This window comes from Exiguobacterium sp. LL15, assembly GCF_024436095.1.
In the GTDB taxonomy this organism is placed as follows: Bacteria; Bacillota; Bacilli; order Exiguobacteriales; family Exiguobacteriaceae; genus Exiguobacterium_A; species Exiguobacterium_A indicum.
This window is the reverse complement of sequence record NZ_JANFNX010000001.1, coordinates 1,523,253-1,546,535: the sequence shown is the minus strand read 5'-3', so window position 1 is coordinate 1,546,535 and position 23,283 is coordinate 1,523,253. Positions and strand designations below refer to the sequence as shown.

Genomic DNA, 23,283 nt, shown 5'->3' with positions numbered 1-23,283 from the left:
GCTTTCCTGAAGCCGGTTGTTGTAAAATGAACTAACGACAGAGTTGATAAAGGGGCGAACCGACATGGGGAAGCGATCCATTCAAGATGCAGCCTTTCTAGGGAAGAAGAAGCAGGTCATGCGCTGTATCGAACGAGGGGATGATCTGAATGAGTGGGATGAAGAAGGATTCGCGGCACTACACTGGGCAATCCAGGAAGGACACATCGCGATCGTCGCATTGTTGCTCGACCACGGAGCAGACATCAATCTACCCAATCAAGATGGAATGACGCCGCTACACATCGCATTGTATGACCGGAAATCTGAGATTGCTTTGTTATTAATGAAGCGCGGCGCCTATTTAGATTTAACAGGTGATGGATTTACAGCACTACATCTAATATCAGGTCGGTCTGGCAATAAAAAAATCCTGCGTCAATTGGCTCAGGATATGGAATTATTACACGAACGAACTGAAGAGGGTGAGGGAATGACGCCTCTACACATTGCCGCTCAGGCAGGGAAAGCAAAAAAAGTTACCTTATTGCTTGAAGCGGGAGCGGAAATCGAGGCAGAGGGACCAGAGGGCATCACACCACTGTATTTAGCGGTTGAAAATAATCATCCGAAAGCCGTTAAGTCGTTACTCAAAGCAGGAGCAGATCATGAGATGAGCCCATCAGAGGACGGGGAGACGGTATTGACGCTAGCTAGCGCGAAGGGATACGAACGTATCGTCCGCATATTACTTTCTTATGGAGCAAATCCGCTTCACCGCGACGCTGCAGGGAATTCCGCACGCGATCTAGCTCTTGCGAACGAGCATCATCAAATTGCGGAGATTTTACGACAAAAAGAGATTGATGCGTTGTCATGATATGAGCAAAAAAAGTGATCCAACGCAGAAGACCGATGAACGGTTCTTCTACGTTGGATCTTTTTGCATTCGCATTAAATGATTACATCGAACGACAAATTCGTCGGATGTAACGGAAGAATCTCCTGAGGTAATTGATTCGTAGACGGAATAGATGTCTGAACTTCATGACAGATGAATGAATCTGCCCAAACGGTTCCGCTTCCTTCAAGTAATACACCGAAGTGAAGCGATGCGGCTTCAAGTGGTACGTCAAGGACACAAGCGCAATACGTCCAGTCCTGGTCACCGGTCAACCCACGATTCGTCATGTTATCGAACTGTACCGGGTCACCGTGGACGTCATCGACACGAAACCAGATGGCTGCCCTTTCGACTGCTTCCGTTCGCAGAAAACCTGCGACCATGATTCGCTTCTCCCGATAAGCAGTTGCTTGTATGCTTTGCATCATCGTACCGAACATGCCTGCTTCTTCCGTGTCAGATGTAAAACTGATTTTTCCAGAGCTACGTCCTTGATGGACGATCTCTGAATCGGTCTTAAGCGTGTAAGATCCGGCATGACTACCGCTTAAGAACCAACCTTCTACATGCTGTTCTTCCATTTGAATCATCTCCTTATTCGTCATTAGTTCCATCAGCTTTACATATTTTCGTGGAGGTAAATGATATAACCCTTTGAACGCCCGCGTATAGGCTTCTTGTGACTGATACCCACACATCAATGCAACTTCGAGCAAGTCGACGCCGTCTCTTAAAAGAGTGGCGCTGACCGACAAACGACGTAAACGGACATATTCCCCAAGTGTCTGACCGACTTGCCGTTTGAAGAGTCGTCCGAAATGAAAAGTGGAGTAGTGATGGCGCTCTGCTAGTTGTTCCACCAGCCAATCATCAAATAGATGTGTTTCGATATCTTTAAGGATGACATCGATGACAGTCATCGTTCAGCTAATTCCGAGCGCTTCGTAGAAGGCGAGTACATCTGACTATGCAATATTTCCGCTACAATGGACGTTAATAAATCGAGAATCATCGGCAGGACTCCTTTTCTGTTTTATTTACCTCTTTATTATAGACCCGAGCTGGAAACGTTTTTTGATAATAATTGCTATCTTTTGGAGAAAATCAGTTCAAAACAGAATAAGTTATCGTAAAATAAAACATACATTAGGCAGCAGAACTTAAAGGAGGAATACGACATGATCGGAATCAGCATCGCCACCAGATGGGAGTTCGATGCGACGCTTGCGTATTTTCATGTCTCACCTGAAGAAAAAATCACCTATCCGTATGGTGAATATTTCACGCGCGAGATGAATGGGAAAACGCTCTTGTTTTACAGCACAGGCGTTCGAAAAGTAAACGGTATCGGTGCGAATCAATATATGATCCTCCGCTTTCCATTGACGAAGGTCATCGTTGCTGGAACGTGTGCCGGGATTGATCCGAGGTACGACGTACTTGATATCATCGTTCCAGATCGTGCTGTTCAATATGATTGCACGGTTAAAGAGATTGAACCACTGATCAAACCCTCGTTCGTCGTCAATCTCGATGTATCGAAGTATGGTAACGACTTTCATCTCGGAACGATTGGAACGGCAGATCGGGCTGTCGTCATGTGGCGCGACTATATCGAACTGCGGGATAACGGATTGACGATTGCCGATACGGAAGCGGGGGCAATCGCGTACATCTGTCAGAAAAACGGAATCGAATGTATCATCATCAAAGGGATCTCCGATTTTCCGACCGAAGAGAAGGAAGAAAATGCTGTTGAGGCAAACGTTGAACAGATGCGGATTTACATCGCGAATACGCCGAAAGTCATGACAAAAATTTTTTCCGATTATATGGCACGATTCATCTAAAAAAACGCAGATTATCTGTTCGATGACGAACGAATAATCTGCGTTTTCACATGTAATGCTTTCGTTTGTACAGCTTATGTTTGATCCACGTCCAAATACGAGTTGCTAAATAGAAATCAGCAATTGCACCGATCGCCATTGTGATCAACATGAGGATGCCACTCGTATCAAAAGTAAGTAAGGGTTCGAAATGCGTAAAGATGACAACTAACACAAGTGGAATCGTGGTACCGATTCAGATGGAAGAAAACAAGAGTGCCTTCCACATCCGAATGATCCCTTCTTACAATGATTTGTTTAAGTATATTAAATAATGAGTAGGTAAAATGGAGATATAGAATAGAAAATGGAATGGATTGATGGGATTCGGAACAAAACGACGTTCATAAATCCGGACGTACGGTTAATCGACTATTTTTTTCCGCCACCTAATCCAATAAAGGTAATAAACAAACCAACTGTGAGAGCGATAGCAAGTACGATGTTTTGATATAGACCAGCTGGAAAAAAATCAACGATGAAGAGTAGTAAAAATAGTGATGCAACAATCAGTCGCGCATCGCGCACGGAAGAATCTAACGTACGCCATTTGATGAAAAGTAAGATGTACGCTAAAGGTGCAAATAAGTAAGAAATAATAAAGAAGGGGATTCTTCTTAGATAATAAGGTGATTTTTCTTCCTTACCTTCCATTTTTATCACTCCAAAAACGTATTTTTTTTGACTTAACTATATAATAGATCAATTAAAAGTCATGCAACGGAACGCTGCAGACTACTTACATCGGTTTCTAACGCAATCTTTCATTGGCGCACTTCTTTTCCATATTTTCTAATCTTCTTGTGACAGTATAGTTCGATGACATCGTATTTTTGAAAAAGGGTTGATGATTCTCTTCTTTGAGGAGAGTCATCGACTCTTTTTGATATAAACAATTAAAAATTGGGCTAGTCTGATGAAAGTTACTTGATTCCAATGTTCTCAAGGTATTTTTTTTCAGAGTCATCGATTTTACGGCTGATTTGTTTCGTGTATGTCTTCCGCGCGTAAGTTGATCCGTCTTTCTGATAAATGGCTCTTTCTCCTCCCGCTGATTGGTCGTAATAGATTTCAATGAGGCCTTGATCCTCATAAACGATGACACCAGTGTCACCGGTGTTTCGCTTTAGTTGTCGATCAACCTGTTGCTTCTTCAAGTACTGATTTTCAGATTTGAAGACTTGATTGATAGCTACATCATATTTCTGTTTTGCTTTCTCGCTAGTCGTATTTCCGTCTTGATCGTAATCACTGCATCCCGCTAGGAAAACGATCGAAAAAAGGAGGAAAGCTAAACGTTTCATTTTCAAGTACGAACACCTCCGAAGTACACGTTTTTGTACTACCGATAGTGTACATCAAGGAAACACTTCATATGTAGCGTACTTGAGAAATAGGGAAGTGCCTTGGGACGGGCACATTATAGTTCGATCGCTTCGATGACGTCTTCAGTATACGCCTAGAAGTTTCCTTCGATGAGCCATTAATGGTGGTAGTTCGAGCAAGCGACTTCCAAAGAGAAGTCTTACTACATTTCAACACCTAAGCGCCGCTCCTCAAACGATACACTATGTAAATCTTCGATGAGAATCTCATCCTTGAATTTCGAATAATGACTGATCACTGTATCCATTCGATTCCACCCATAAAGAAAGAATAAGTACCGTATAGAGCGTAATAATGCTGACATAAAAGATCTTGAATTTTGAATTGTAATCAAAATAGAATATATCAACTACATTTGATTTAAATTAATAGCGAGTACGCTGATAAGAATTAATTAGAAAGAAGAGGAGTTTAATGATAAATAAAAATTCCCATAAATGGTTATGACTTTTATAATGAAGTAGAGAAATTGATTTTTTAAGAAAACAGCTATTTAGGAGAAATTATAAATTTCATTGACTTATTACATAAAGGATTGTGTGACGATATGCAACTCATCAAACCAATGAACGGTCAGAATCTTTTTTGGCTGTTCGAGAAGGATGGACGGACACTCTACACGTTTCACGGAATCATGGGAGAGAGATTGAAAGAACCAATGAGCGAGCAAAAGTTCTCGCGCTTTTTTAATCTGGATGCCTACATTCGAGAACTCGTAGCTGAGAAAGAAAAGGACGGATACTCGGTCGTTCAAGAAGCGGATTACCACGAAGTTGTCGTCGAGATCTTTTGTCAGGATACAGAGTATGACGTCATCTTTGAGCATCGTTCGAGCATTGAAGAAAACCTCAATGAATTTCTTTTTGAAATCGGCAACGGGTATTTTGTTGAAGATGAATATGGTCCAGAAGCGATCGAATTCGTCCTTCATATCTTGGAGCCGTCCTATATCGTTGAATCCGTCATTGATTATTTTAAGGACCAGTTTAATCTGAAGAAAATCCGAATGGGGCAGGCAAAAGTTCATTACGGCAGACGTTTGACCGGACTTTATCCCAAAGGCAAGAATTTTAACCGGAAAAATTAAAGACAAAAATGTATAAGAAGGAGTCATATAGATGACATATCAAATCGGTTTACCAGGCGTTACAGAAGAGAGATTACAAGAGGTAGAAGCAGAACTTGGCTTCGAGCTTCCGAAAGAACTACGAAATAGGTACAAGCACGAAAATAAATTCAGCATCGGCGAATGGGAATTTCATCCAATCAAGGACGAGCAGTATATCAAGCGGACATGGGACGACCTTGTTCGTGTCAACACGACGGATGCGGAGGACTACCCATCCGATTTCTTACGAATTGCCAGTGACGGAACAGGTGACGAACTCGGATATCAGTTACCGGACACAGAGACGATCGTCTTATGGGACCACGAAGAACAAGAACTATTTCCGGTAGCACCGACGTTGAATGCGTTCGTTGAAAAGGAACAACAAAAGGAACAGAGTGCGGAACAAGCAGAACTTTTCTTAGAGACGGTTCTTGAAACGGGAGCTGTCTATGGTCTATCAAAATTTGAACAGTCGGGCTGGGCCTATTGTCCGTCGAATCAAGACGAGACAGACGTGCTGTTATTCTTTTCGACGGAAGCAGCGGCGAAGGCGTTACAGACGAAGGAATGGACGAATTATCATCTGATTCGATTGGATTTAGACTTGTTTATTAACGGTTGGTTACCGAACATGATTGACGACGATCTGTATTGTGGCTTGGATTGGGGACCGGAGCTCGTCGGACTTGAGCTGGATCCAGAAGATGTCCTAGCAGATCTGGAGGGTTAACATGATTCGGACGCTTCGTAAACAAGTCGATGGAATGACAGCCGTTTGGCTCATCTATCGCGATGGACGAAAATTGTATACGTATCACGGTGTCATGAACGAAATTCATCAGGAGGATATGAAACAAGCGATGGAAGAGCGCTACTTGTTCCGATATCAAGCGAAACGTCGGATGGATACGTGGATTTCGGAAAAACAGGCAGAAGGATACATATTCGAGGACGTATTCGGACTGACACCGAACCGCAAGAAAAGACAGGCGTTCAAGCGTCGAATGATCGGACTCGCGTCTCTGCTGATTAGTGTCGGTTTGTTTCTGGTAGTGATGCCTTTTCTCGTCTCTCCAATTATCATCGCAGTGCTTGCGCTACTTCAAATGGGAATGGTCGTTTTCAGTAAAGACTATTTACCGGGCTGGCTACGCACGGTTTGTTTCATCAGTTGCTGTGTCATGAACGTTGAATACCAAGAGGGGTTATACGCTGGTTTCGCGATTGGAACGGGTACACTCCTGTTGTTTTATGTCCAAAACAGATACAATCAAACGGATTTTCTAGCGGAACAGCCGAACCATGCTTCTATTTAAAAACTGCTACAGAAGACCAATTCAATTGATAAGGATGATAATTTAATGATTGTCACGCTCAGTAAGCAAGTGGATGGCATCATCTATTTCTGGTTCATGTACCGGGATGGTCGAACAATCCAGATGTATCATGGTGTCACCGAACAATGGAAACTCGATCAGGATGTCAGTGATTCAATGGAAGAACGATATACATTTCGGCGTCAAGCTAAACGACGACTGAAGGAATTGATTGCTGAGAAACAGGCTGAAGGATACAGGCAGGATGATATTTACGGGATGCAACCCGGACGTAAAGAGCGTGAGAAATTTCACCGCCGGACGTCCTGGCTCGCTTATCTTCTTCTGGGTCTCGGTCTGTTCCAGTTCGTGACACCGTTCACTATATTACCGTTTGTTGTATTAGGTATCGGTATCACTCTGATGTTCTTAGCGTTTCTTAGTAAAGATCAGTTTCCGATGTGGCTACGTGTCATCTGTTTCGTCGATTATTTCTTAATGCATGTCAGTTTTCGGCAAGAGCAGTATATCCCGCATCTATTTCCGATTCTGTCGATTGGAACGGGTTTACTCCTCTGGTTTCATCTTCGAAAAACGAGACAACAAATGAAAGTGGAGCAATGACATTTTAGAAGGAAATGAAAGATGTCGCTTCTAGATAAGTTATTACAAGAACCTGCCGTTTCTGAGGTACCACGTTTACATAGTGCTCTTCTTGCGAAAGAACGAGGCTAGCGCAAAGCGTGGTTGTTACATATGGAGGGGTTCATTGAAGAAGCGGATACATGATACTTCGAACGACAGCGGACGTTTGTGAGTGGGTCATTGACTACCTGTGAAGGAGAGACAGACGCTTCGTTCCTCTTGATTCATCCGCTAAAAGAACGTCTTCTAAAACCGACTTTGAAGAAGTGGATGAAAGAGATGTCGGATGACGTCCGACCGTATCGCTGGTATGGTCTTTTCTTTGATGAAGATGACCGTTACATCTACTTACAAGAAGCGATTACGCGAGTGGGAAGACAGGAGCAGTTAGCGATCGAGAGAATGATTGATCATCTTTTGTATGGACTTTGGTATTCTTTCCACCATCTCAATGAAGACTTATATTTAGGAGAAATAGAAGAGGATGCAGCAACCTTAACAGAGGCTTGGTTACTAATCGAGCAACTCGAAGATGCGGTTTTGAAATCGGAATGTATTAACGAATGGCAGAAGAGGAATCAAACCTTAACGTATTGGACTCGTTTCCGGCAAGAGCAAACCACCGGATTCATGGAGTGGCGGATGCAACAAGAATCAAAGGATTAAGTATGATTAATCCAATGGCATTAGCAAGTTGGAAATGTCCTCTCCGTTATATTTAAGAAAGAGGTATACACCATGAAAAAACTAGGCACGTTTATAAGTCACAAAGGGAATTTGATTGTCTCGGATCCTGCTTTCCTTGAGCCGGATGTAGAATACAACGTGACAATTCCAGTTGAACAAGGTTCGATTTGGACGGTCTTCTATGACGAAGATGAGTTCGAATCAATCAATTTGCTTTACCTAACAATGAATGAAGAAACGAAGATGGATCCATCCGATTTCGAGCCGTTATCCGATCTAGTCGTCGTCGATTCAGCGCAGCTCGTCGTCATGAACACAGCGGATTACGGGAGACGGGAAGCCATCGATTGGGAGATTCGAAATACGCTAGAGTTCGACGACGAGATCGACCCGTTCTATATCGCAATCTCAGACGAAATGATGGAAGACGAGATCTTCCTGTTTCCGTTCGGTGTCGCCGTTCAGTTAATGGGGGACGGACACTATGAAGTCCTCGTCCGACGAGAAAACGGTAACGCGACAGGTATCGCAATCGTCCTCGGGGAACATGAGGCTTTTGAAGAACACGATGACGAGGAAGACGTGTCACTAGAAGACGTTGAAGTTCCACGACTGAATCATCAGAACACTGCTTTACCAGACGATGTCTTTCTTACGAATATCCTTCAGGCGATGCGACTATTTTATGTGAACGATCAAAAATCCTTGAAATACAGTATTCCAATCGAAGGTGAGAAGGTGGAGCACAAGCTGTATTTGTATGATTATTCATCCTCCATCCAAAACTATCAAGTGTCCTTGGAGAGTCCTTGTCCAGAAGCCCGCATCCAAGCATTCGAGATCGATCATTTTGCGATTCCGGAGTGGTATAAAAATATTTTGCGAGTCTGTAACGGTGTACGTTTTACCGAAGAGTTGAACTTATACGGTATACCGCTAACGAGCTGGAACGGGTTATCGCATGAGATCCAAGACAATCTCTCGGTTAGTCTTGATGAATACGCGTTAACCGAGTTCGATGCGATCCGTGACAAGTATTTCTTTTTTGGCTTGTCGTTTAAACAGGACGAATACTATGCGGTATTGAAAGAGCGTCCAGACGAAGCCGTCTATCGCTTCGATTATAGAACGTTGAAACTCAAACCGAAGGCAACGACTTTCCAAGATATCATCCGTGATGCATGGCGCGCGTGTAATCTGAAAGCACTACATAAAAGAATGTGAGGATAATATCATGAAAATAATCTATTCTCGTGAAGACTTACTCGCACTCGAAGATCCCTTTGAATATGAGGTGGGTCTGCCGATTCGCATCAGAGAACTGCCGGCTTCCGTCATCGAAGAGGAGCTTCCGGATAGCCGAGAACAATTGAATCATTTTCTGAAAGAGGGCTATACCTTGGTCATTCAAAAACCGCGAATTCCGAATCCTTCTATATTCGCGGGGTTACACGTGATAGCCGAGAACACAGTCATGAAATTATATGTCTACGAGGCGAATCATTGTGAGGATGCGTTATGGGATGTTCTGTCCGAGAATGAATACAATCAGCACTGGTCATATTTTTTATTGAAAAAAATCGAAGGTGTCAGATTCGAATTGCCTTACACAAATGAAGCTCAATTTGCGCTGAAACTGTCTAATCTCAAAATAAATGAACTCGTACATCTACGATTTGAAACTAATCAAAGCGTAACGTGTCAATGGGAATGAAAAAGGAGATACTTCATGAAAACGTATCTTGAAGAGCATAGCGATGCGACACGCATCTTTCCATGGCTTGCGGATGCGAGTTCAACAATTCACTGTCTATGTGTAGTCGGTGAGATGCTTTTGTTTCCAGAAGACATCGTCCAATTCAAACAAATCAGTAGTGAGATGTTCCGTGATGAGCTAAAGCAAAAGCATGCGTTGAGTACCTATCGCTTTTATGTAGTAGTGTGTGTCGGAAATCAGTTCCAATCCATAAGAATCTTTGATTACTACAAGCTGTGGTGTTTGCTCGAACGAGAAGAGATGCTCGATGGATTCACCTCCCGAATGGAAGTACCGGTCCAAGTTGGCAAAGAACCGTACTACGTTGGGATTGCTGAATTTGGCATCGAACAGCTCACAACAGCCATCGAGATGATTAGTGATTCTCCAGCTATGTATACCATTATTTGTGCGAATCATGATCGACCGTCACACTGTCAGGAGTTACTTGATAAGGTGCTCGACATCGGCTTAACAGAGAGTGGAGGTTTGCCAGTCGTCGAGATGGTCACGACATTGACCGCACAAGGTTATGCCATCTGCACGTGGGGAAGTTCGAGTGAAGAACAGGAACTACAGTGTTTTTATACGGCAGACTTCTTATAACAATGTAGAAAGAAGGAATTCGATGAGTCTGCGTGGCGTATCGTTTGAAATCCCGAATGAACCGGGACGTGTCTTGCTCGACATATTAAGTGCGATCGAGATGAACGCGTATGACTGGTTTCTTCGTAACTTTGATTTTCCGATCCAAACCATGGATGGGGACTTGTATGACAGTTTAGAAGAGTTTTCAATCGATCAGAAAGCGACAGGACATGAATTAGCGAAATGGCTAAGGGGACCAAGCAATTACTTGATTTTTGCTGAATTGTTTGCATTTCAAAGTGGTCAGACTGAAGAAGTAGGAATGACGTATGAGTGGTTTCAGAAAAGCAATTGTCACATCGCGATTTTGGTGTATGACTGCACGTACGTCGATATCTATTGTAAGGAGCAGCACGTATCCGAAGCATTTTATGAGAACGCCGTGAGACGTGGATATACCGGAATCGAATGGGTGACAGATGACAATGATCCTCGCACCCGTTTGTCAGTATGGTCAGAATAAGAAGTAGTTCTGACGAACAGATGTAAACGCTCAGCGTTTAAGACAAGAGGGATGAACTGCTGGGTATTAATGAAGGAGAGAAAATCATGAATCAAGAGTTGGAAGAATTCGTTCAAGCAGTTTATCGAACGGTTGTTAAAGAAGGTATGGCGGACTATAAGGACATCTACGAAGAAGAAGTCGATCCAAGTGTTAATGCCTATACTGCCTGTATCGCGTTTTACCAGCAGTCGAGCGAAGCGGATCAAAAACGGATGAGGCAGATGATTGAACAGACAATCATCGATACGGTTTCCCATGTATTTGGCATCATCGACGGGAGTTCAGGATTAAGTGGATCTGAGCTTGAAGCGAAATTGGCACTCGTTCTTGTCGATGAAGCAGGAGATCCGGTCGAGACCATGGAGACAGACGGTGAATTGCAAGAGTCGTTTTTAGGTTATATAGAAGAGCATGACTTGCACGCATTGTGATGGAAGGTAACGAAACCAATCATGATCCAACTAATTAAACAAAACGGCTCAGATATGCTCTACCAAACAATCTATACAGAGGGACGCATCATCGTTCAGCACCAAGGAATCGTTGGAGCGTGGGTGAAAGCAGAAAACGTAAAACAGATGCGCGTTTCTAGCTTCAAACGATTAGGTGTACAGACTTTGTAGCTGGTCGAGTCGTTAGAACGTCAAGGCTATCACGAGCTGAACGAGACCGATTATACGGAACTGATCGTTCAGTTTTCTTATGAGAAAGGTCAGGAAGAAGCATCGCTCGAGCGACGTCACATGATGGAAGAAGTAATCCATGATGGTCTGCTTCATATAGGGAACGGCTACTGCGAAGGAGGAGATATCGGCAGCGGCACAACGAATATCATTTACCACGTCCTTGATGTCGAAGCAGCCGTCTCATTGATCTTTGAAGAAATAAAAGCACGCGATGTACAGGACGAACTGAAAATCGCAGTACAAGAAGGAGAAAAATACACCGTTCTGCATCCTGAAGGAGCGACGTTCGAACTGATTGGCGAGGGGAAACCATGGAGCTGGATTCCGATGACGCAAGCGGAGGACGAGAAGATATGGCACGTCATTGATCAACAATTTCAATTCGCACCCAGTACGACAGTTTTCTCCTCATACCATGCCCCGAGTCCGTTCATTACATACGAAGTGGATTATGAGAAACGCGAAGAAATCGAGCAAACGTTAAAGCGTATTCTGACCGAGGTGACTGTTGAGGGGGAACGTGTCATGGCACTCGATTGGAATCATCAAGGGTACTGGATTGATCCAAGACGTCCGTTTCTTCGAGACGAAGAAGGAGACTGGATGATTCCAGCAGTTCCAGATGGCGATTATTCCTTTTTCATCGCTCGTGATTTCCGTTGGGGATACCTCGGTCACCCGTGGGAGAGTAGCATCACGTTATTTGGAGAAAATCTGATTTCTGCGTTCCAAGGGACGGAGAGTTTTACGAATGAAATCCGAGGAGGGGGAGTAAGATGAAAATGACATTTCGACGAAACGACTGGATCGATGTGTTCCGGGAACTGCTACCACGCGACGATTGGCAAGACCTCGTCCGTCTTCAAGTGAGTCAGTATTCGTATCCGGTTGAAGTAAAGTTTCTGGAACGACCACTCAAGCAGAATCCACATATCGACGATTTTTCAGATTGGACGGTCCGATCTCACATGATTATGACCGACGACTCACAGCTTGAAAGATTTCTCGAACACCTTGTCATCGAACAGCAGGAAATGGCGACTAAAGCAGAAGTGACGCTCATTATCCAAAAACAAGGACAAGGAATCGTCCGAGTCACGAACGATTGTGTCTCGATGTATGGAGTCGCATATGAAGAACTCGATGACGTAGGGACAGAATATGAGAACTTTTTTGATGCGGTCTTACCGTATGCCACGTTTCCGGTCTAAGTCGTTTTTTGTGGTCGGGATGTTTTAGAAAATGATGATTCGATTCACGTGATGACGTTGCACGATTCCAATTGGCAAGCGGTATTTGAAGAACATTTATTGCATTTGCTGAATCGAAAAGAATTCACGCCAGGATTATTTTCGAGAGATGCACGTCCCGCGCGGCAAACGCTTGAGGACTTCATTTCTGAATTCTCGTTAATGACGGCCTATAACTTCATCGTGACCCGCGATGCAGCGGATCGATTTGGCATGCTCGATCACTTTTGTACGAATGGAAAGATCGCACATTTTGGAAAAATAGCCGATGGAGAGAAGTCTTTCAAGTAACGATCGAACCATCAAATATAAGGAGGAAGCACAATGAGCTTAGCGTCATATATCTGTATGGAAAGACAAATTCCTGATCAGTACCTCGATTTGGACGATGAAGATGAAGCACCTTCCTTCTATATAGGACCGTGTTTTGCGGATGAAGACCGTCTGTATGAAGTAAAAACGAGGCATTTTCATAAATGGTATGTGTATGAAATTTCAAGTCATTGGGGAATCGAGATCGTTGAACCTTTTGATTCCTTAGTTTCAATGGAGTCAAAGGAAAAGCTACGTCATCTGTTTACGCTCATGAACGAGTTCTTAGATGAGGGTGAATCGTTCGAACTGTATACGTGTTGGCTTGGGGAAGAGTACTATCCGCAAGTGAAAAGTATGACGTTATCATTGGCACTTGATCAGTTAGAAGACATTGAGATTCCTGAAAGAACGTATATGTTGATCACGAAACAAAGTGAAAACTAAAAAGCCGCTGATCCACAGCGGCTTCAGTTTATTTGGTTCACTCTTGTGCATAGACGATGTCTGCGATGGCATGGACTTGGGCAAGGGTCATCTCGGAATAGAATTCGATCGACAAAGGATGATCCGTCGGCTCGAGTTCAAAGAAAGGAAGTTGACCGGTTCCTTCATCATGGACCATCACTTTTAAGTTGACGGTATCCGGGTAAGCGGGTAGATCGTTTGAAAACCAGCCGAACATCGGCTCCTCAATCCGAGGACGTTTTTTCTCGATGAAGCGAGCGAAGTTGTCAGGACTCAGGCTCACCCATGTAATCCACCAGAAGGGTTCGTCTTGTCCAGCAATCGGGAGTTCAAGAATACCCTTCACGAAATAATGTGGACCGTCCAGTTCTAAGACACACCACGTATCATGCATCTCGCTTTTCGTCTCTTGCTCTCTCTCAGACATTTGTTCATAGTATACCGGTCCGAGTGTTTCATATTCAGTCGGCAGTTCGTCGTGGCGTTCGCCACAGATGGCGCAAGGCATAAGTTTTTTCATTGGAATCACCTCTAAGTTGGGTTATGTATGTCTCGTTGTCGAACGTTAGGAGAGAGCATACTTGTAGTGTAACACCCGTTGGTAAAGAATCCTGATGGAGACCGTGACAATCCAGAGAAAGTTAGGTGATTAAGGTGCACATTTACATCGAAGAACAGCAAAATCATGCGAAGACGATTAAGGAATATCATCTGACACTAAAAGGACAAGACCGAATCACATCCATTTTTTCTTTCGAGTATTACAACTATGATTCCAATGAGGAAGAAATCATCTCGCACGAAATAGTGTTGACTCAATTATTCTCGCGGTTAAATCGTTTTCCAATCTATCTCACTTTTGGATCCCATGAACTGACTGATTTAGAAAAAGAAGATTTGCTGTCTACGGTTAAGCACAAACAATTACCGTATACAGAGATCCTAATCACTAAGCGTGAAAGATACATGACCGTCGAAGTGAATCAACCGACTGACTTATTGCAAATACTAGCGAAGACCATTTCATTGGCTAGGAACAACGGCTACTATTTGATTGCTTTCACTGATGTATTGAAGTTTGAAACGAGGAGAGTCAGACGATGGTTGATCAAAAAAGAGAGAGTAATGCCAGTAATCGATATGACGAAACCGACGACATTTTTTAAAACCGGCTTTGATTTCGAAAATGTCCTGATCTTCTCGAATGAAACAGGTTTCGATGCGTTAGAAAAAATAGAAGCACTGTTTCCAGAAGATGAAATCGAGCGGTAGTAGAGAGGTTAAGAGGGGAGAGAACGTGTTGGATGTCTATTTTGAGAAGCATGTGGATCATTCAAAAGTGATCAAAGACAGATGCTTATATATTAATCAACCTGAACGTATCAACTTCATCTATTCGATAGACGGTATTCCGGAAGATGAAACAAGAAGTTATCAAGAGGCATCGAATCGAGCATTGAAACTCTTTCTGATGCGGTTAAATCGCTTTCCGCTATTTGTTACGTTCGGTGGTGATCTTATCAATGAAAAAATAGAACCATTTTTTCAAAAGGAAAGTCTATTGTATAAAAAAATTCAACCAGATAAAAGCAGTCCTTATTATAGCCTTCAAGTAAACAATACGAGCGAACTTGAGCGTCTGCTTGACGAAACATACGGGTATGCAGCTGAAAACAATTTTTACTTCCTATCCTTTACGAATCTCTTGACGTTTGAGCGGAGAATAATTAAGGGATGGTTTTTCAAAAAAGAACGAACCGTTCCTGTCATTCATGCGACGAAAGAGATGTCATTCATCACGATGGAGCATGATTTCATGGGCTACTATCTATTTTCGAATGAAGCTTGTTTTGATAGTGAGGACAAGGTAAAAGCATTTCTTCCTAAAGGAGAAGGCATCGAATACTAGGATTGATATCCGCACGGATGATGTAAAGGAGGACGATCATGTTTGGGATCAGTATGACTCTAAAAGAAGTATCAGAAAACGAAAAAGAGATTCTCCCATTTCCGAGCCACGTCCAACGCTTTTTAAGAGAAGAATTCGCAAGTACCTCCAATCGCTGTGACCTCTTGATTGATCTCGATCCTTACGGCGATAAGTTGTTTAGAGCGAGAGAAGTGAACGAGTTGATTGGAATTTGCGAGCTGCTTATTCAACGCTATTGCACACCGAAGGAAGCGTGGATGATGAATCAAGCGAATCATTATGCGAGTGAGCCGTGGATGATACATCAATCAGATAAACGAATCATGGAACTACATCAATTTTTAGAATTGTTGAAGCGGATGTGCATCGCGTCGGTCTATCAAAATACGTTGATTTGCTTTTGGGGAGACTGATTGATTGAATGTTGAAGAATATATAAAAATTGGAGTTTTGAAAAGTGAGAAAAAAGCTGAAGATAACGGGAATCATAGCAGGTGTAAGTCTTTCGATATATGTCGTGTGGACGATCTACCGACTATTTTTCTTGGTTGATATCAATGTTGTACCAAAAGAAGAGTATATCTCAAAAAGTAGCTCGCCCGATCAAACGTACACGATTCGCTTTTACCGCGCGAATGGTGGCGCGACGGTGGATTATGCGATGCTCGGCATTATGGAGAACAAGGACGGAGAAAAGCGTAGAATGTACTGGGAGTATCCTTGTCGCGAAATGAAAGAAGTGAAGTGGACGAAGGATACGGTGACGATCAATGGCACAAAAATTAAGATATGGAGTCAAGTGTATGACTTCAGAGAGGGAATATACGAAGCAGACTAAGAGGAACATGAGGATGATGGTATGCATTCAACAAATCTTGGCGTGCGATCATGAGGCGTAGCTGTTAGAAACCAAGCATGCACGGATGATGATTACCGATTGCCCGGTTTCTTCAACAAATAGCGAGGTGGTGGACCGAAAGATTGCTCCGCTTCGAAATACGCCAATTCGCCTGGAATACAGGAAATGATCGAGGCGAATCCCAAGCCGATGGCGTGTTCGAGTGCCTCACGGAGAGGTAACGTTTTCCCGCTAATCAGCTCGTTTTCTGATAGACAATAGCACGTATCCGGTGCACCATGCTGCTTCAGTAAATCATACGTATCGTCTGGCCATGAATTAGGTGGTTTGATTTCAATCAAATAATCATTCTTCAGCATGCTTAAATATCGGTGATCTAACCGCTGAAGCGCCATATCTCGTTTTTTTGGCGTGAACAATTCATGTAGAACGCGCTCTTGAACGCGCTTGACAAAAAATGATTGGACGAGCACTCTTTCTTGTTCTTTATCCATGTTTTCATTTCCTTTCTACTCAATTTAGCGAATCAAATCCATTACATACACTCATTGAATTCATTTTACATAAAAAGGAGCCAATTTATGAGCTACCTATCTGCGGGATATTATCTTATTCTGCCAACTCCTCGAAAAGAATACATGGACAAGGCTGTTGTTCATGAGTCCGTTCTATCCGTAAGTGAATGCATCTGTACACACTATCCTGACATCAGTATCTTATGGGGAAACTCGGAATTAAAGAAAGACCGTTATATGGAGCAACTTGGTCTCTCACTTACCACCTTTCAGTTACTCGAACAATGGATAGAAGAACATCGGAAGACAGGAGATATGTTGTTTCCTCAAGTGTTCTCTAACTTAAATGCTGCGCAAACGTTCGTAGATCGTTTTTTGAATCATCTTCCTGTCATACGTATCATCAGCATCGGTTTGCCTGAACAGTTTAAAGTAGATTTTCTGGAAGATGTAGCGGCTTTTAGTAGTAAAAATTCAGAGCCTTATGGAGTAGAAAAAATGGTATCACAACATCTCAGCCCTGACACGGACGGTGCCAAAAAAATCGGGTACGAAGTGTTAGGATTTGATTCGGGATTATTTCATTCGTATTTGTGTAACGGACTGGAACGCGATTTCGATCATCAATTCAACACTTCACTAAACAGCCATGGTTTAATCCATACGTTCGAAGAAGCGGATCGTTACTCAGACTATTGTAATGAATTAGGCGAGGCGACAGAAGCAGTCTTATGGCTGCCGTGGGCGATTTTTGAATATGAACGCAGCAATTAAAAGTAAAGATGCTGCTAATCAAGTAACAATCTTTAGCGTAATGGATCAGGAGGATAAAAAACAATGGAATCGATCGAACAATTAGAACAGCATGTAAATCAATTAAGAAATACACTTTATGAATTCGAAAAGAAGATGGAACGCAAATTTTCGATTGAGGAATGGCGGTACCTTCTGGAGAACGGATTAAATAGTCTTTTAAGCACACGTGAAGACACACAGCAAATGATTTCAAAGCTCTCCATTCGAACGAAAAAAAGGCCTACTCGTTGGAAGCTAACATCTGGAGTTGTCTATGCCATTCCGTTACCTCGACTTGGAGGATATGGATATGCAGAGATGAGAATTTCGCAAGATGAGAATCATGAGACTGGAAAGATAGAGCCTATGGGTTACATCCAATATTATAATCTCAAGACAGACTCGATTTTTTCACTCCAGGAGTTAGACCAAAAGAATCCTGAGACTTGTATCATCATAGATACGGGGTATTACGGGATTACAGAAGGAGAATGGATCGTACTTGGAAAACGGCATCGAGAAAAAGAAACGTTTGAAACGCCATTACTATTTGGTAGTGTACCTAGCTTAGATTCTGATGAAGAATACTACTACATTACTCGAGGTATTTATGGAGAAAGAATGTTTGTGGAAGAGGAAAAGGCACGAGCGGTAATCAATCCCTCAGGAACGTGGGGTGATTTATCTGCTGTATACAAATATGAAGAACGATTAAAAATAATGAATGATTTTAAGAATTCATAATAAGTTAACGGGGATACAAACCATTGGAGAATAAAGAACAACTAGAACTGTATGTAAATCAATTAAGAAATACACTTTATGAATTCGAAAAAAAGATGGATCACGAATTTTCTGTTGAAGAGTGGTGTTACCTGCTCGAACATGGACTAAATAGCTTATTGAGTACACGGATAGATGAACAACAATTGATTTCACGCGTCTCGATTCGTATGAAAAAGAAACCTTCGCGATGGAATTTATCATCAGGAGTTGTCTATGCGATTCCTTTACCTCGACTTGGAGGGTATGGATGTGCAGAAATGAGAATCTCTAAAGATGAGAACCATGAGACTGGAAAACTAGAGTCTATGGATTACATCCAATACTATAATCTTAGAACAGAAAGAATTCTTTCACTCCATGAGTTAGATAAAAAAATCCTGAACCTTGTATAGTCATTCGAACGGGTTACTATGGTATAAAAAATCGGGAATGGATTGAACCTGGAAGACGCCATCGAGAAGAAAGAACATTTTCAACTCCGTTGTTATTTGACACTTTAGAATCGAATGATGAAGAGTATTTCATCACGAAAGGCTTATGGGGAGAGAAAATTTTTGTGGATGAAGAAGAGGCTAAAGCAGTCGTAAATCCATATGGTTCAAGTGGGGATATAGCTGCTGTTTACAAATACGAAGAACGATTAAAAGAAATCAATGACAATTCGAAATGACTATTTATGTTGGAATCACAGATTGATTTAGAAGTATTAAAAGGATACCCAAACGGAGGTTTATTAAATGAATTATCTTGATCATTTAGAAAAGCATTGTGGAGAATTCACGGAAGCATTCCCAATTGAGGAACTTGAACAAAAGAACGTCCAAATCTTGAAATTCAAAGACGCACCGTTCAAGGAGACCTATACGATTGCATCCCTTGGATTACTTTTTCATCCACTCCAAATGGAAGACGGTTCACTGATGCATCAAGAAATAATGATGTCAGCGGAACAACCAGACGTTCAGGATGAGATCATTTTTCTACTCTGGCAATTGGCTGAATACGCTATGAGAACAGGACGTGCATTTGATGCAGCAGAGTATTATCCACTCCCTGAAGGAATATTTGAAAAGTATCAGTTCTCCTCTGTTTATGTTACAAGTCCTGTGTACTTTGATGAATCCTTCTTCCTATTTGAAACAGATTCTAATGTTGGGAATGAGCCAGATACCGTATTGCCAGTCTGGTTCGTACCGATTTTTGAATCTGAGGAGAAATATATTGAAAAGTATGGAGCAGATCGATTCGAAGATCTTTTGTTCGAGACAGATGAGTTAGTAGATTTTAACCGTAAACCACTCGTGTAGATGGTTATTGATAGCTATTTGAAAGATAGAACATCGATCATACACGATCTGATAGAAAATCCTAAAGGTTTAGAGAATAATGGAGGATCAAATGAAGACGCCTCGTATACCTGACATCATATCGAAATTAGAATTGGTTTTAGAAAATAAACTTTCTAGAGAAGAAGTGTCTGATTGGGCTTATAAATGGATGATGGTTTTAGAAAATAAAGAAGGATGGGAGACTACAGATTACGATATTTTAGTTTTTCAAGGCTTAACTACAGTGTATGGCATGGACTTACTCAATAGCCCTACCGAATATCTGCACTGTGAGGAAGATATCCGTGATTGGGTGAAAGAACTCCAAAAAATCGAGAATAACGATCATCAGAAGGTTAGAAAGAAGTTTAACTAAAGTTTTGATATATCGCACAATGACAGTAAATCATCTAGTGGATGCTTGAACTCCTCAAGTGAATTAGAAGAATTTCCATAACTGTTTTAAAAACAGGAGGTATGAATGAATAAGAATCAAATCATGGATTCAGGATGGAATCGCCAAACCATATGGCAGGGATGTATACTCGCTTCAATCGCTCATGCTATCTTTGTCGCGAATAACTCCGATTTTGCTTATGAGCATTCGTGGGATGGTGATCATTACAGTACGAATGATGGTCAAGGCTGTAGAGGAACAGTATCATTTGGACTGGATTTTTTTGTGGCGGGCTTTCGAAACGAAGAATTTTTTGAAGAGACTATAGAAGCGAATGACTTGCTAATCGAAGCTCCAGAAAAAGTACAAAAAATGGCTGTAGATGATACTTTTCAATATCTATTAGATGATATTGAAGGAGTCGTTCTCCCGGTCGTCACTACTGTCTTGTGGGGAGGTGATCGTCAATCTTTTTCTAGTCATCAATACGAAGAAATGATGGATCGGGGATCAAATCTATTAGAAATACAGGCATCGGGTTACGAAGCTGGACTGGCATATTGGGAAGAGTACTACGAACTCACGGAACGACAGCTGTTGCTCTTGGAAACACTATATCACTTGAAAATAGAGAATCCATCTCAAGCTATTATCTTATCACATGAGGACATTCAAGCATTAGATTCGAATGATAAGGAAGGAATTGAGGAGAGTATAACTTCTTTTGATGAGATTGCTATTCATTGGCCTGATGATGTTTCTAACTAATCTATTCACTTGCGTAATCTAGTTATGATTGCAAAGAAGCACACATCGTAAAAGAGATGTGTGCTTCTATTTTTTAATACTAGATGCGTGTAGCTTACATCCTTTAATTCAGTAGTAGTAGTGTTTAGTACATATTAAAAGTGACTACTTCGAGGATGTTTAATTTGTCTTATATATTTAGAATAGTTCAAGTACATAAAGAAAGAGCTTTGTTTTAGGATTATTAAAGCAACTCTATCGCATATGTTGTCATTCTAAATCAAGTTCCTTCATCATGTCGTCGAAAGAGATTGCTTCTGATTTTTTACGATATGTTGTCATGGAATCATGATAGAGTTGTAAATCGATTTCGTCTTCGATACAGTCGAGGACGGCATCGCGAACGAGTGTAGAAATCGTGATGTTCTTTGCCTTCGCATATTCCTTGATGAGTCGTGTATCCTGATCATCCAGACGTACGGAAATGGTACTCATGATTATCAGCTACTTTGTAATACATTGTAATACAAATTTCGGAAGTAGTCTAGAAATGGCACCGATTTAAAATAGGATTGAACCTGTTATAACTAGTATGAAAACGATGAAAAAGTATGAAAAAAGAAAGGCTACTGTATCGCATGCCTTTCTTTTTGTATGGGACGTCGCACACGCTGAAATGCTCATGTGGAGAATCATAAATACACGGAAATACTATACAACGCGGCGAAAAATAATGAGATCGAGACACCTAATCCAAGATAGAGGGTCTTGATGGAGTCTTGGGTTGATCGGATGACGTACACCAACAATCCCACGAAGAGGAGGCTGATTGCCATCAAGAGGAGGGATATCATGGTCGGCTCGAACTGGATATCAGAATAGGTGAAACGCAAGCTAGGGAAAAGAAACCCTGACAGTGGACCAGCCCCGCTGGATTGAAGTGTATCCTTGATCGAGTGAGGGGGTTCCTGTTGACCGAGCCACGCAGTCGCTGTGAAGAGAAGCAGGATCAAGATACCTTCCATGCGCATCCGCATCCGTCGGACTTCAAACGATCGTTCAGGAGACGCGTAACTCCACTTCCCGTTCATGATACCGATGATCAGCACGGGTAGAATCAGGACGTGTTTCCAGAGTAAGGCTTGTCCATACGGTAAAATCCAGGAATCGGAATACTCCTCTACCTGCACGACGACAGACATCAGATAGATGCCGGAACCGACGATCAGTAAGAAACATAGCGTCACGAGTGGTTTGAACCATTCGAGGAAGATGCCCCAGTTACGGTCTGATGGACTCCAATAGCCGAGTATGAGCAATCCACCGGTCCAGATGAAGACGGCGAGTGCGTGAATAGAATGTACGAGCATGCCTTCTGTCCCTTTGATGCTAGAGGCGTGCCCGGACCACGCGAACGTAACGACCATCGCCATAACAAGGAATACCCCTAGTTTTATACGTCCAGGACTGAGTGATGCACGATTGATGACGATGAGAAGGAGTACACTCCAGAGAGCCATCAGAATCCAAGCGTTCCCTGCCTCGAATGTAAGTAACACGGATCGCAGTGTTATCCAAAAACCGATCTCTTCATATAAATACAGTACGATTCGTAAGACGGACAGGGAAAAGGATAACAGCATCAGCACGATGAGCATGCGAACCCAGCGGATTGAAAGCGATACGTCAGGTCGGTAAGAACGAGGGATGAGCTGGACGGAAAAGAAACCGATCAACAGCGCAAGACAACCGTAGAGGAGCGTATCGCCGATCAGATAGAGCGCGGTCATCGCTTCCGCCCCTTCAGGATAATCTGGTAGAAACCATACAACGCCAAGACGAACAAGCCTCCGGCAATCCAGAAGGGAAATCTGCCATCTTCCGTCGTGCGAGTAGTGACCTGAGAAGGTGCTACTTTTTTCGTTTCCTTTTGAACAGATGATGTCTCCTCTTCTGGTTCGGACGTAGTATTACTTGATACGACAGTGAATGTATATGTACCATTGATCGGATGTCCATCTGTCCCGATAATTTTCCAATCGACCTGGTATTTCCCTGGCGCCATGGGACGGTCAAGTGTCAAAATCATCCGTTCGCTTTCTTGAGTGAACGTCCCCTCAAGGTTGTCGGAAGCATCCACGGCGGATACTTGAAGACTACCGCCAGCCTCGATCTCGGATTCAAAACGGAGGGTCAGTTTGTCAGTTGGTTGAACAGTCTGATTCGCTCCCGGAGTGGAAGATTCCAGCCCGGTATGTGCGGAGGTGTGCAGAGGGAACCACCATAATGCGCCCGTAAACAACAAAAGGAGAAAGCTTTTTTGATACATCGTGTCAACTCCTTCATTTGTAGGTATGTATGGTCGAAAAGATAAGGAAGAAAAT

Annotated in this window: 36 protein-coding genes; 28 read left to right on the top strand and 8 right to left on the bottom strand. The window is 42.4% G+C overall.

Annotation, left to right across the window (positions count from 1 at the left end):
- Positions 1-64 precede the first annotated feature (64 nt).
- Positions 65-859: an ankyrin repeat domain-containing protein gene (locus NOM72_RS08100; protein ID WP_255998691.1), complete on the top strand. Its 795-nt coding sequence runs from the start codon at positions 65-67 to the stop codon at positions 857-859.
- A 74-nt stretch (positions 860-933) separates the two neighbouring features.
- Here the strand turns inward: NOM72_RS08100 and NOM72_RS08095 are convergent, their stop codons facing one another.
- Positions 934-1,803, bottom strand: coding sequence for a helix-turn-helix transcriptional regulator (locus NOM72_RS08095; protein ID WP_255998689.1), 870 nt, complete (start codon positions 1,801-1,803; stop codon positions 934-936).
- A 258-nt stretch (positions 1,804-2,061) separates the two neighbouring features.
- Between NOM72_RS08095 and NOM72_RS08090 the strand changes: the two genes are divergently transcribed.
- The gene (locus tag NOM72_RS08090) at positions 2,062-2,733 is read left to right on the top strand and encodes a 5'-methylthioadenosine/S-adenosylhomocysteine nucleosidase family protein (protein ID WP_255998687.1); all 672 of its coding nucleotides are present in this window, start codon (positions 2,062-2,064) and stop codon (positions 2,731-2,733) included.
- Between the two features lie 411 nt (positions 2,734-3,144).
- On the opposite strand, the gene NOM72_RS08085 is transcribed toward NOM72_RS08090, so the two are convergent.
- Together NOM72_RS08085 and NOM72_RS08080 are read right to left on the bottom strand one after the other, a co-directional pair.
- Positions 3,145-3,426, bottom strand: a complete 282-nt coding sequence (locus tag NOM72_RS08085; protein WP_023468046.1) for a hypothetical protein — start codon at positions 3,424-3,426, stop codon at positions 3,145-3,147.
- Positions 3,427-3,695: 269 nt separating this feature from the next.
- Positions 3,696-4,082 carry a hypothetical protein gene (locus NOM72_RS08080; protein WP_058265341.1) on the bottom strand — a complete coding sequence of 129 codons (387 nt, stop codon included), beginning with the start codon at positions 4,080-4,082 and terminating at the stop codon, positions 3,696-3,698.
- A gap of 623 nt (positions 4,083-4,705) precedes the next feature.
- Between NOM72_RS08080 and NOM72_RS08075 the strand changes: the two genes are divergently transcribed.
- The 15 genes from NOM72_RS08075 to NOM72_RS08005 all read left to right on the top strand — a co-directional run bounded on the left by NOM72_RS08075 (position 4,706) and on the right by NOM72_RS08005 (position 13,521).
- Positions 4,706-5,245 (top strand): hypothetical protein, encoded by a 540-nt coding sequence (locus tag NOM72_RS08075; RefSeq protein WP_255998684.1) that lies wholly within the window; start codon positions 4,706-4,708, stop codon positions 5,243-5,245.
- A gap of 31 nt (positions 5,246-5,276) precedes the next feature.
- Positions 5,277-5,999, top strand: coding sequence for a DUF2750 domain-containing protein (locus NOM72_RS08070; RefSeq protein ID WP_255998682.1), 723 nt, complete (start codon positions 5,277-5,279; stop codon positions 5,997-5,999).
- 1 nt (position 6,000) lies between these two features.
- Entirely contained in the window at positions 6,001-6,585 is a 585-nt protein-coding gene (locus tag NOM72_RS08065; protein WP_255998680.1) for a hypothetical protein, read from the top strand.
- Positions 6,586-6,630: 45 nt separating this feature from the next.
- Entirely contained in the window at positions 6,631-7,209 is a 579-nt protein-coding gene (locus NOM72_RS08060; protein ID WP_255998678.1) for a hypothetical protein, read from the top strand.
- A 189-nt stretch (positions 7,210-7,398) separates the two neighbouring features.
- A complete protein-coding gene (locus NOM72_RS08055) occupies positions 7,399-7,896 on the top strand; it encodes a hypothetical protein (RefSeq protein ID WP_255998669.1) in 498 nt (165 codons plus the stop codon).
- 72 nt (positions 7,897-7,968) lie between these two features.
- A complete protein-coding gene (locus tag NOM72_RS08050; protein WP_255998667.1) occupies positions 7,969-9,141 on the top strand; it encodes an SMI1/KNR4 family protein in 1,173 nt (390 codons plus the stop codon).
- A 10-nt stretch (positions 9,142-9,151) separates the two neighbouring features.
- On the top strand, positions 9,152-9,631 hold the full coding sequence (locus tag NOM72_RS08045; protein WP_255998665.1) for a hypothetical protein: 480 nt from the start codon (positions 9,152-9,154) through the stop codon (positions 9,629-9,631).
- Between the two features lie 15 nt (positions 9,632-9,646).
- On the top strand, positions 9,647-10,279 hold the full coding sequence (locus tag NOM72_RS08040; RefSeq protein WP_255998663.1) for a hypothetical protein: 633 nt from the start codon (positions 9,647-9,649) through the stop codon (positions 10,277-10,279).
- 22 nt (positions 10,280-10,301) lie between these two features.
- Positions 10,302-10,784 (top strand): DUF2691 family protein, encoded by a 483-nt coding sequence (locus tag NOM72_RS08035; RefSeq protein WP_255998661.1) that lies wholly within the window; start codon positions 10,302-10,304, stop codon positions 10,782-10,784.
- Between the two features lie 86 nt (positions 10,785-10,870).
- Positions 10,871-11,257: a hypothetical protein gene (locus NOM72_RS08030; RefSeq protein ID WP_255998659.1), complete on the top strand. Its 387-nt coding sequence runs from the start codon at positions 10,871-10,873 to the stop codon at positions 11,255-11,257.
- 21 nt (positions 11,258-11,278) lie between these two features.
- Positions 11,279-11,449 carry a hypothetical protein gene (locus tag NOM72_RS08025; RefSeq protein WP_255998657.1) on the top strand — a complete coding sequence of 57 codons (171 nt, stop codon included), beginning with the start codon at positions 11,279-11,281 and terminating at the stop codon, positions 11,447-11,449.
- A 120-nt stretch (positions 11,450-11,569) separates the two neighbouring features.
- A complete protein-coding gene (locus tag NOM72_RS08020; protein WP_255998655.1) occupies positions 11,570-12,292 on the top strand; it encodes a DUF2716 domain-containing protein in 723 nt (240 codons plus the stop codon).
- Positions 12,289-12,723 carry a hypothetical protein gene (locus tag NOM72_RS08015; RefSeq protein WP_255998653.1) on the top strand — a complete coding sequence of 145 codons (435 nt, stop codon included), beginning with the start codon at positions 12,289-12,291 and terminating at the stop codon, positions 12,721-12,723. The genes NOM72_RS08020 and NOM72_RS08015 overlap by 4 nt, the downstream gene beginning before the upstream one ends.
- Before the next feature lie 48 nt (positions 12,724-12,771).
- On the top strand, positions 12,772-13,053 hold the full coding sequence (locus NOM72_RS08010; protein ID WP_255998651.1) for a hypothetical protein: 282 nt from the start codon (positions 12,772-12,774) through the stop codon (positions 13,051-13,053).
- Positions 13,054-13,347: 294 nt separating this feature from the next.
- Positions 13,348-13,521, top strand: coding sequence for a hypothetical protein (locus NOM72_RS08005; protein WP_255998650.1), 174 nt, complete (start codon positions 13,348-13,350; stop codon positions 13,519-13,521).
- A gap of 37 nt (positions 13,522-13,558) precedes the next feature.
- Here the strand turns inward: NOM72_RS08005 and NOM72_RS08000 are convergent, their stop codons facing one another.
- Positions 13,559-14,062, bottom strand: coding sequence for a DUF2199 domain-containing protein (locus tag NOM72_RS08000; RefSeq protein ID WP_255998648.1), 504 nt, complete (start codon positions 14,060-14,062; stop codon positions 13,559-13,561).
- Positions 14,063-14,349: 287 nt separating this feature from the next.
- On the opposite strand from NOM72_RS08000, the gene NOM72_RS07995 reads away from it, so the two are divergent.
- The 4 genes from NOM72_RS07995 to NOM72_RS07980 are packed head-to-tail and all read left to right on the top strand — an operon-like array spanning position 14,350 to position 16,310.
- Positions 14,350-14,814, top strand: coding sequence for a hypothetical protein (locus NOM72_RS07995; RefSeq protein WP_255998646.1), 465 nt, complete (start codon positions 14,350-14,352; stop codon positions 14,812-14,814).
- A complete protein-coding gene (locus tag NOM72_RS07990; RefSeq protein ID WP_255998644.1) occupies positions 14,798-15,451 on the top strand; it encodes a hypothetical protein in 654 nt (217 codons plus the stop codon). The genes NOM72_RS07995 and NOM72_RS07990 overlap by 17 nt, the downstream gene beginning before the upstream one ends.
- 38 nt (positions 15,452-15,489) lie before the next feature.
- A complete protein-coding gene (locus NOM72_RS07985; protein ID WP_255998642.1) occupies positions 15,490-15,885 on the top strand; it encodes a hypothetical protein in 396 nt (131 codons plus the stop codon).
- A gap of 44 nt (positions 15,886-15,929) precedes the next feature.
- Positions 15,930-16,310 carry a DUF5412 family protein gene (locus NOM72_RS07980; RefSeq protein WP_255998640.1) on the top strand — a complete coding sequence of 127 codons (381 nt, stop codon included), beginning with the start codon at positions 15,930-15,932 and terminating at the stop codon, positions 16,308-16,310.
- Between the two features lie 92 nt (positions 16,311-16,402).
- Here the strand turns inward: NOM72_RS07980 and NOM72_RS07975 are convergent, their stop codons facing one another.
- Positions 16,403-16,825, bottom strand: coding sequence for a hypothetical protein (locus NOM72_RS07975; RefSeq protein ID WP_255998637.1), 423 nt, complete (start codon positions 16,823-16,825; stop codon positions 16,403-16,405).
- An 87-nt stretch (positions 16,826-16,912) separates the two neighbouring features.
- On the opposite strand from NOM72_RS07975, the gene NOM72_RS07970 reads away from it, so the two are divergent.
- From NOM72_RS07970 to NOM72_RS07940, 7 genes are all read left to right on the top strand, one after another.
- Positions 16,913-17,620, top strand: a complete 708-nt coding sequence (locus tag NOM72_RS07970) for a hypothetical protein (protein WP_255998636.1) — start codon at positions 16,913-16,915, stop codon at positions 17,618-17,620.
- A gap of 63 nt (positions 17,621-17,683) precedes the next feature.
- Positions 17,684-18,385, top strand: a complete 702-nt coding sequence (locus NOM72_RS07965; protein ID WP_255998634.1) for a hypothetical protein — start codon at positions 17,684-17,686, stop codon at positions 18,383-18,385.
- Between the two features lie 23 nt (positions 18,386-18,408).
- Positions 18,409-18,819, top strand: coding sequence for a hypothetical protein (locus NOM72_RS07960; RefSeq protein WP_255998632.1), 411 nt, complete (start codon positions 18,409-18,411; stop codon positions 18,817-18,819).
- Positions 18,820-18,908: 89 nt separating this feature from the next.
- The gene (locus NOM72_RS07955) at positions 18,909-19,097 is read left to right on the top strand and encodes a hypothetical protein (RefSeq protein ID WP_255998630.1); all 189 of its coding nucleotides are present in this window, start codon (positions 18,909-18,911) and stop codon (positions 19,095-19,097) included.
- Between the two features lie 67 nt (positions 19,098-19,164).
- Positions 19,165-19,734 carry a suppressor of fused domain protein gene (locus NOM72_RS07950; protein WP_255998628.1) on the top strand — a complete coding sequence of 190 codons (570 nt, stop codon included), beginning with the start codon at positions 19,165-19,167 and terminating at the stop codon, positions 19,732-19,734.
- Between the two features lie 91 nt (positions 19,735-19,825).
- Positions 19,826-20,131, top strand: coding sequence for a hypothetical protein (locus NOM72_RS07945; protein WP_064300013.1), 306 nt, complete (start codon positions 19,826-19,828; stop codon positions 20,129-20,131).
- A 105-nt stretch (positions 20,132-20,236) separates the two neighbouring features.
- Positions 20,237-20,920, top strand: coding sequence for a hypothetical protein (locus NOM72_RS07940; protein ID WP_255998626.1), 684 nt, complete (start codon positions 20,237-20,239; stop codon positions 20,918-20,920).
- Positions 20,921-21,169: 249 nt separating this feature from the next.
- Here the strand turns inward: NOM72_RS07940 and relB are convergent, their stop codons facing one another.
- From relB to NOM72_RS07925, 3 genes are all read right to left on the bottom strand, one after another.
- Positions 21,170-21,394 carry a type II toxin-antitoxin system RelB family antitoxin gene (gene relB / locus NOM72_RS07935; RefSeq protein WP_255998624.1) on the bottom strand — a complete coding sequence of 75 codons (225 nt, stop codon included), beginning with the start codon at positions 21,392-21,394 and terminating at the stop codon, positions 21,170-21,172.
- 197 nt (positions 21,395-21,591) lie between these two features.
- Positions 21,592-22,689 (bottom strand): copper resistance D family protein, encoded by a 1,098-nt coding sequence (locus tag NOM72_RS07930; protein WP_255998622.1) that lies wholly within the window; start codon positions 22,687-22,689, stop codon positions 21,592-21,594.
- Entirely contained in the window at positions 22,686-23,228 is a 543-nt protein-coding gene (locus NOM72_RS07925) for a copper resistance CopC family protein (RefSeq protein ID WP_255998621.1), read from the bottom strand. The genes NOM72_RS07930 and NOM72_RS07925 overlap by 4 nt, the downstream gene beginning before the upstream one ends.
- Positions 23,229-23,283: the final 55 nt, after the last annotated feature.

Bases quoted from the DNA above. Each gene is read 5' to 3' on its own strand.
- NOM72_RS07945 (WP_064300013.1), top strand. From the start codon at position 19,826: ATGAAGACGCCTCGTATACCTGACATCATATCGAAATTAGAATTGGTT.
- NOM72_RS08005 (WP_255998650.1), top strand. From the start codon at position 13,348: ATGAACGAGTTCTTAGATGAGGGTGAATCGTTCGAACTGTATACGTGT.
- NOM72_RS08015 (WP_255998653.1), top strand. From the start codon at position 12,289: ATGAAAATGACATTTCGACGAAACGACTGGATCGATGTGTTCCGGGAA.
- NOM72_RS08035 (WP_255998661.1), top strand. From the start codon at position 10,302: ATGAGTCTGCGTGGCGTATCGTTTGAAATCCCGAATGAACCGGGACGT.
- NOM72_RS07990 (WP_255998644.1), top strand. From the start codon at position 14,798: ATGAAATCGAGCGGTAGTAGAGAGGTTAAGAGGGGAGAGAACGTGTTG.
- relB (WP_255998624.1), bottom strand. From the start codon at position 21,394: ATGAGTACCATTTCCGTACGTCTGGATGATCAGGATACACGACTCATC.
- NOM72_RS08090 (WP_255998687.1), top strand. From the start codon at position 2,062: ATGATCGGAATCAGCATCGCCACCAGATGGGAGTTCGATGCGACGCTT.
- NOM72_RS07940 (WP_255998626.1), top strand. From the start codon at position 20,237: ATGAATAAGAATCAAATCATGGATTCAGGATGGAATCGCCAAACCATA.
- NOM72_RS07965 (WP_255998634.1), top strand. From the start codon at position 17,684: ATGGAATCGATCGAACAATTAGAACAGCATGTAAATCAATTAAGAAAT.
- NOM72_RS07985 (WP_255998642.1), top strand. From the start codon at position 15,490: ATGTTTGGGATCAGTATGACTCTAAAAGAAGTATCAGAAAACGAAAAA.
- NOM72_RS07950 (WP_255998628.1), top strand. From the start codon at position 19,165: ATGAATTATCTTGATCATTTAGAAAAGCATTGTGGAGAATTCACGGAA.
- NOM72_RS08045 (WP_255998665.1), top strand. From the start codon at position 9,152: ATGAAAATAATCTATTCTCGTGAAGACTTACTCGCACTCGAAGATCCC.
- NOM72_RS08025 (WP_255998657.1), top strand. From the start codon at position 11,279: ATGATCCAACTAATTAAACAAAACGGCTCAGATATGCTCTACCAAACA.
- NOM72_RS07970 (WP_255998636.1), top strand. From the start codon at position 16,913: ATGAGCTACCTATCTGCGGGATATTATCTTATTCTGCCAACTCCTCGA.
- NOM72_RS08000 (WP_255998648.1), bottom strand. From the start codon at position 14,062: ATGAAAAAACTTATGCCTTGCGCCATCTGTGGCGAACGCCACGACGAA.
- NOM72_RS07925 (WP_255998621.1), bottom strand. From the start codon at position 23,228: ATGTATCAAAAAAGCTTTCTCCTTTTGTTGTTTACGGGCGCATTATGG.
- NOM72_RS08040 (WP_255998663.1), top strand. From the start codon at position 9,647: ATGAAAACGTATCTTGAAGAGCATAGCGATGCGACACGCATCTTTCCA.
- NOM72_RS07930 (WP_255998622.1), bottom strand. From the start codon at position 22,689: ATGACCGCGCTCTATCTGATCGGCGATACGCTCCTCTACGGTTGTCTT.
- NOM72_RS08030 (WP_255998659.1), top strand. From the start codon at position 10,871: ATGAATCAAGAGTTGGAAGAATTCGTTCAAGCAGTTTATCGAACGGTT.
- NOM72_RS08050 (WP_255998667.1), top strand. From the start codon at position 7,969: ATGAAAAAACTAGGCACGTTTATAAGTCACAAAGGGAATTTGATTGTC.
- NOM72_RS08070 (WP_255998682.1), top strand. From the start codon at position 5,277: ATGACATATCAAATCGGTTTACCAGGCGTTACAGAAGAGAGATTACAA.
- NOM72_RS08065 (WP_255998680.1), top strand. From the start codon at position 6,001: ATGATTCGGACGCTTCGTAAACAAGTCGATGGAATGACAGCCGTTTGG.
- NOM72_RS08060 (WP_255998678.1), top strand. From the start codon at position 6,631: ATGATTGTCACGCTCAGTAAGCAAGTGGATGGCATCATCTATTTCTGG.
- NOM72_RS08100 (WP_255998691.1), top strand. From the start codon at position 65: ATGGGGAAGCGATCCATTCAAGATGCAGCCTTTCTAGGGAAGAAGAAG.
- NOM72_RS08085 (WP_023468046.1), bottom strand. From the start codon at position 3,426: ATGGAAGGTAAGGAAGAAAAATCACCTTATTATCTAAGAAGAATCCCC.
- NOM72_RS08095 (WP_255998689.1), bottom strand. From the start codon at position 1,803: ATGACTGTCATCGATGTCATCCTTAAAGATATCGAAACACATCTATTT.
- NOM72_RS08075 (WP_255998684.1), top strand. From the start codon at position 4,706: ATGCAACTCATCAAACCAATGAACGGTCAGAATCTTTTTTGGCTGTTC.
- NOM72_RS07975 (WP_255998637.1), bottom strand. From the start codon at position 16,825: ATGGATAAAGAACAAGAAAGAGTGCTCGTCCAATCATTTTTTGTCAAG.
- NOM72_RS08020 (WP_255998655.1), top strand. From the start codon at position 11,570: ATGATGGAAGAAGTAATCCATGATGGTCTGCTTCATATAGGGAACGGC.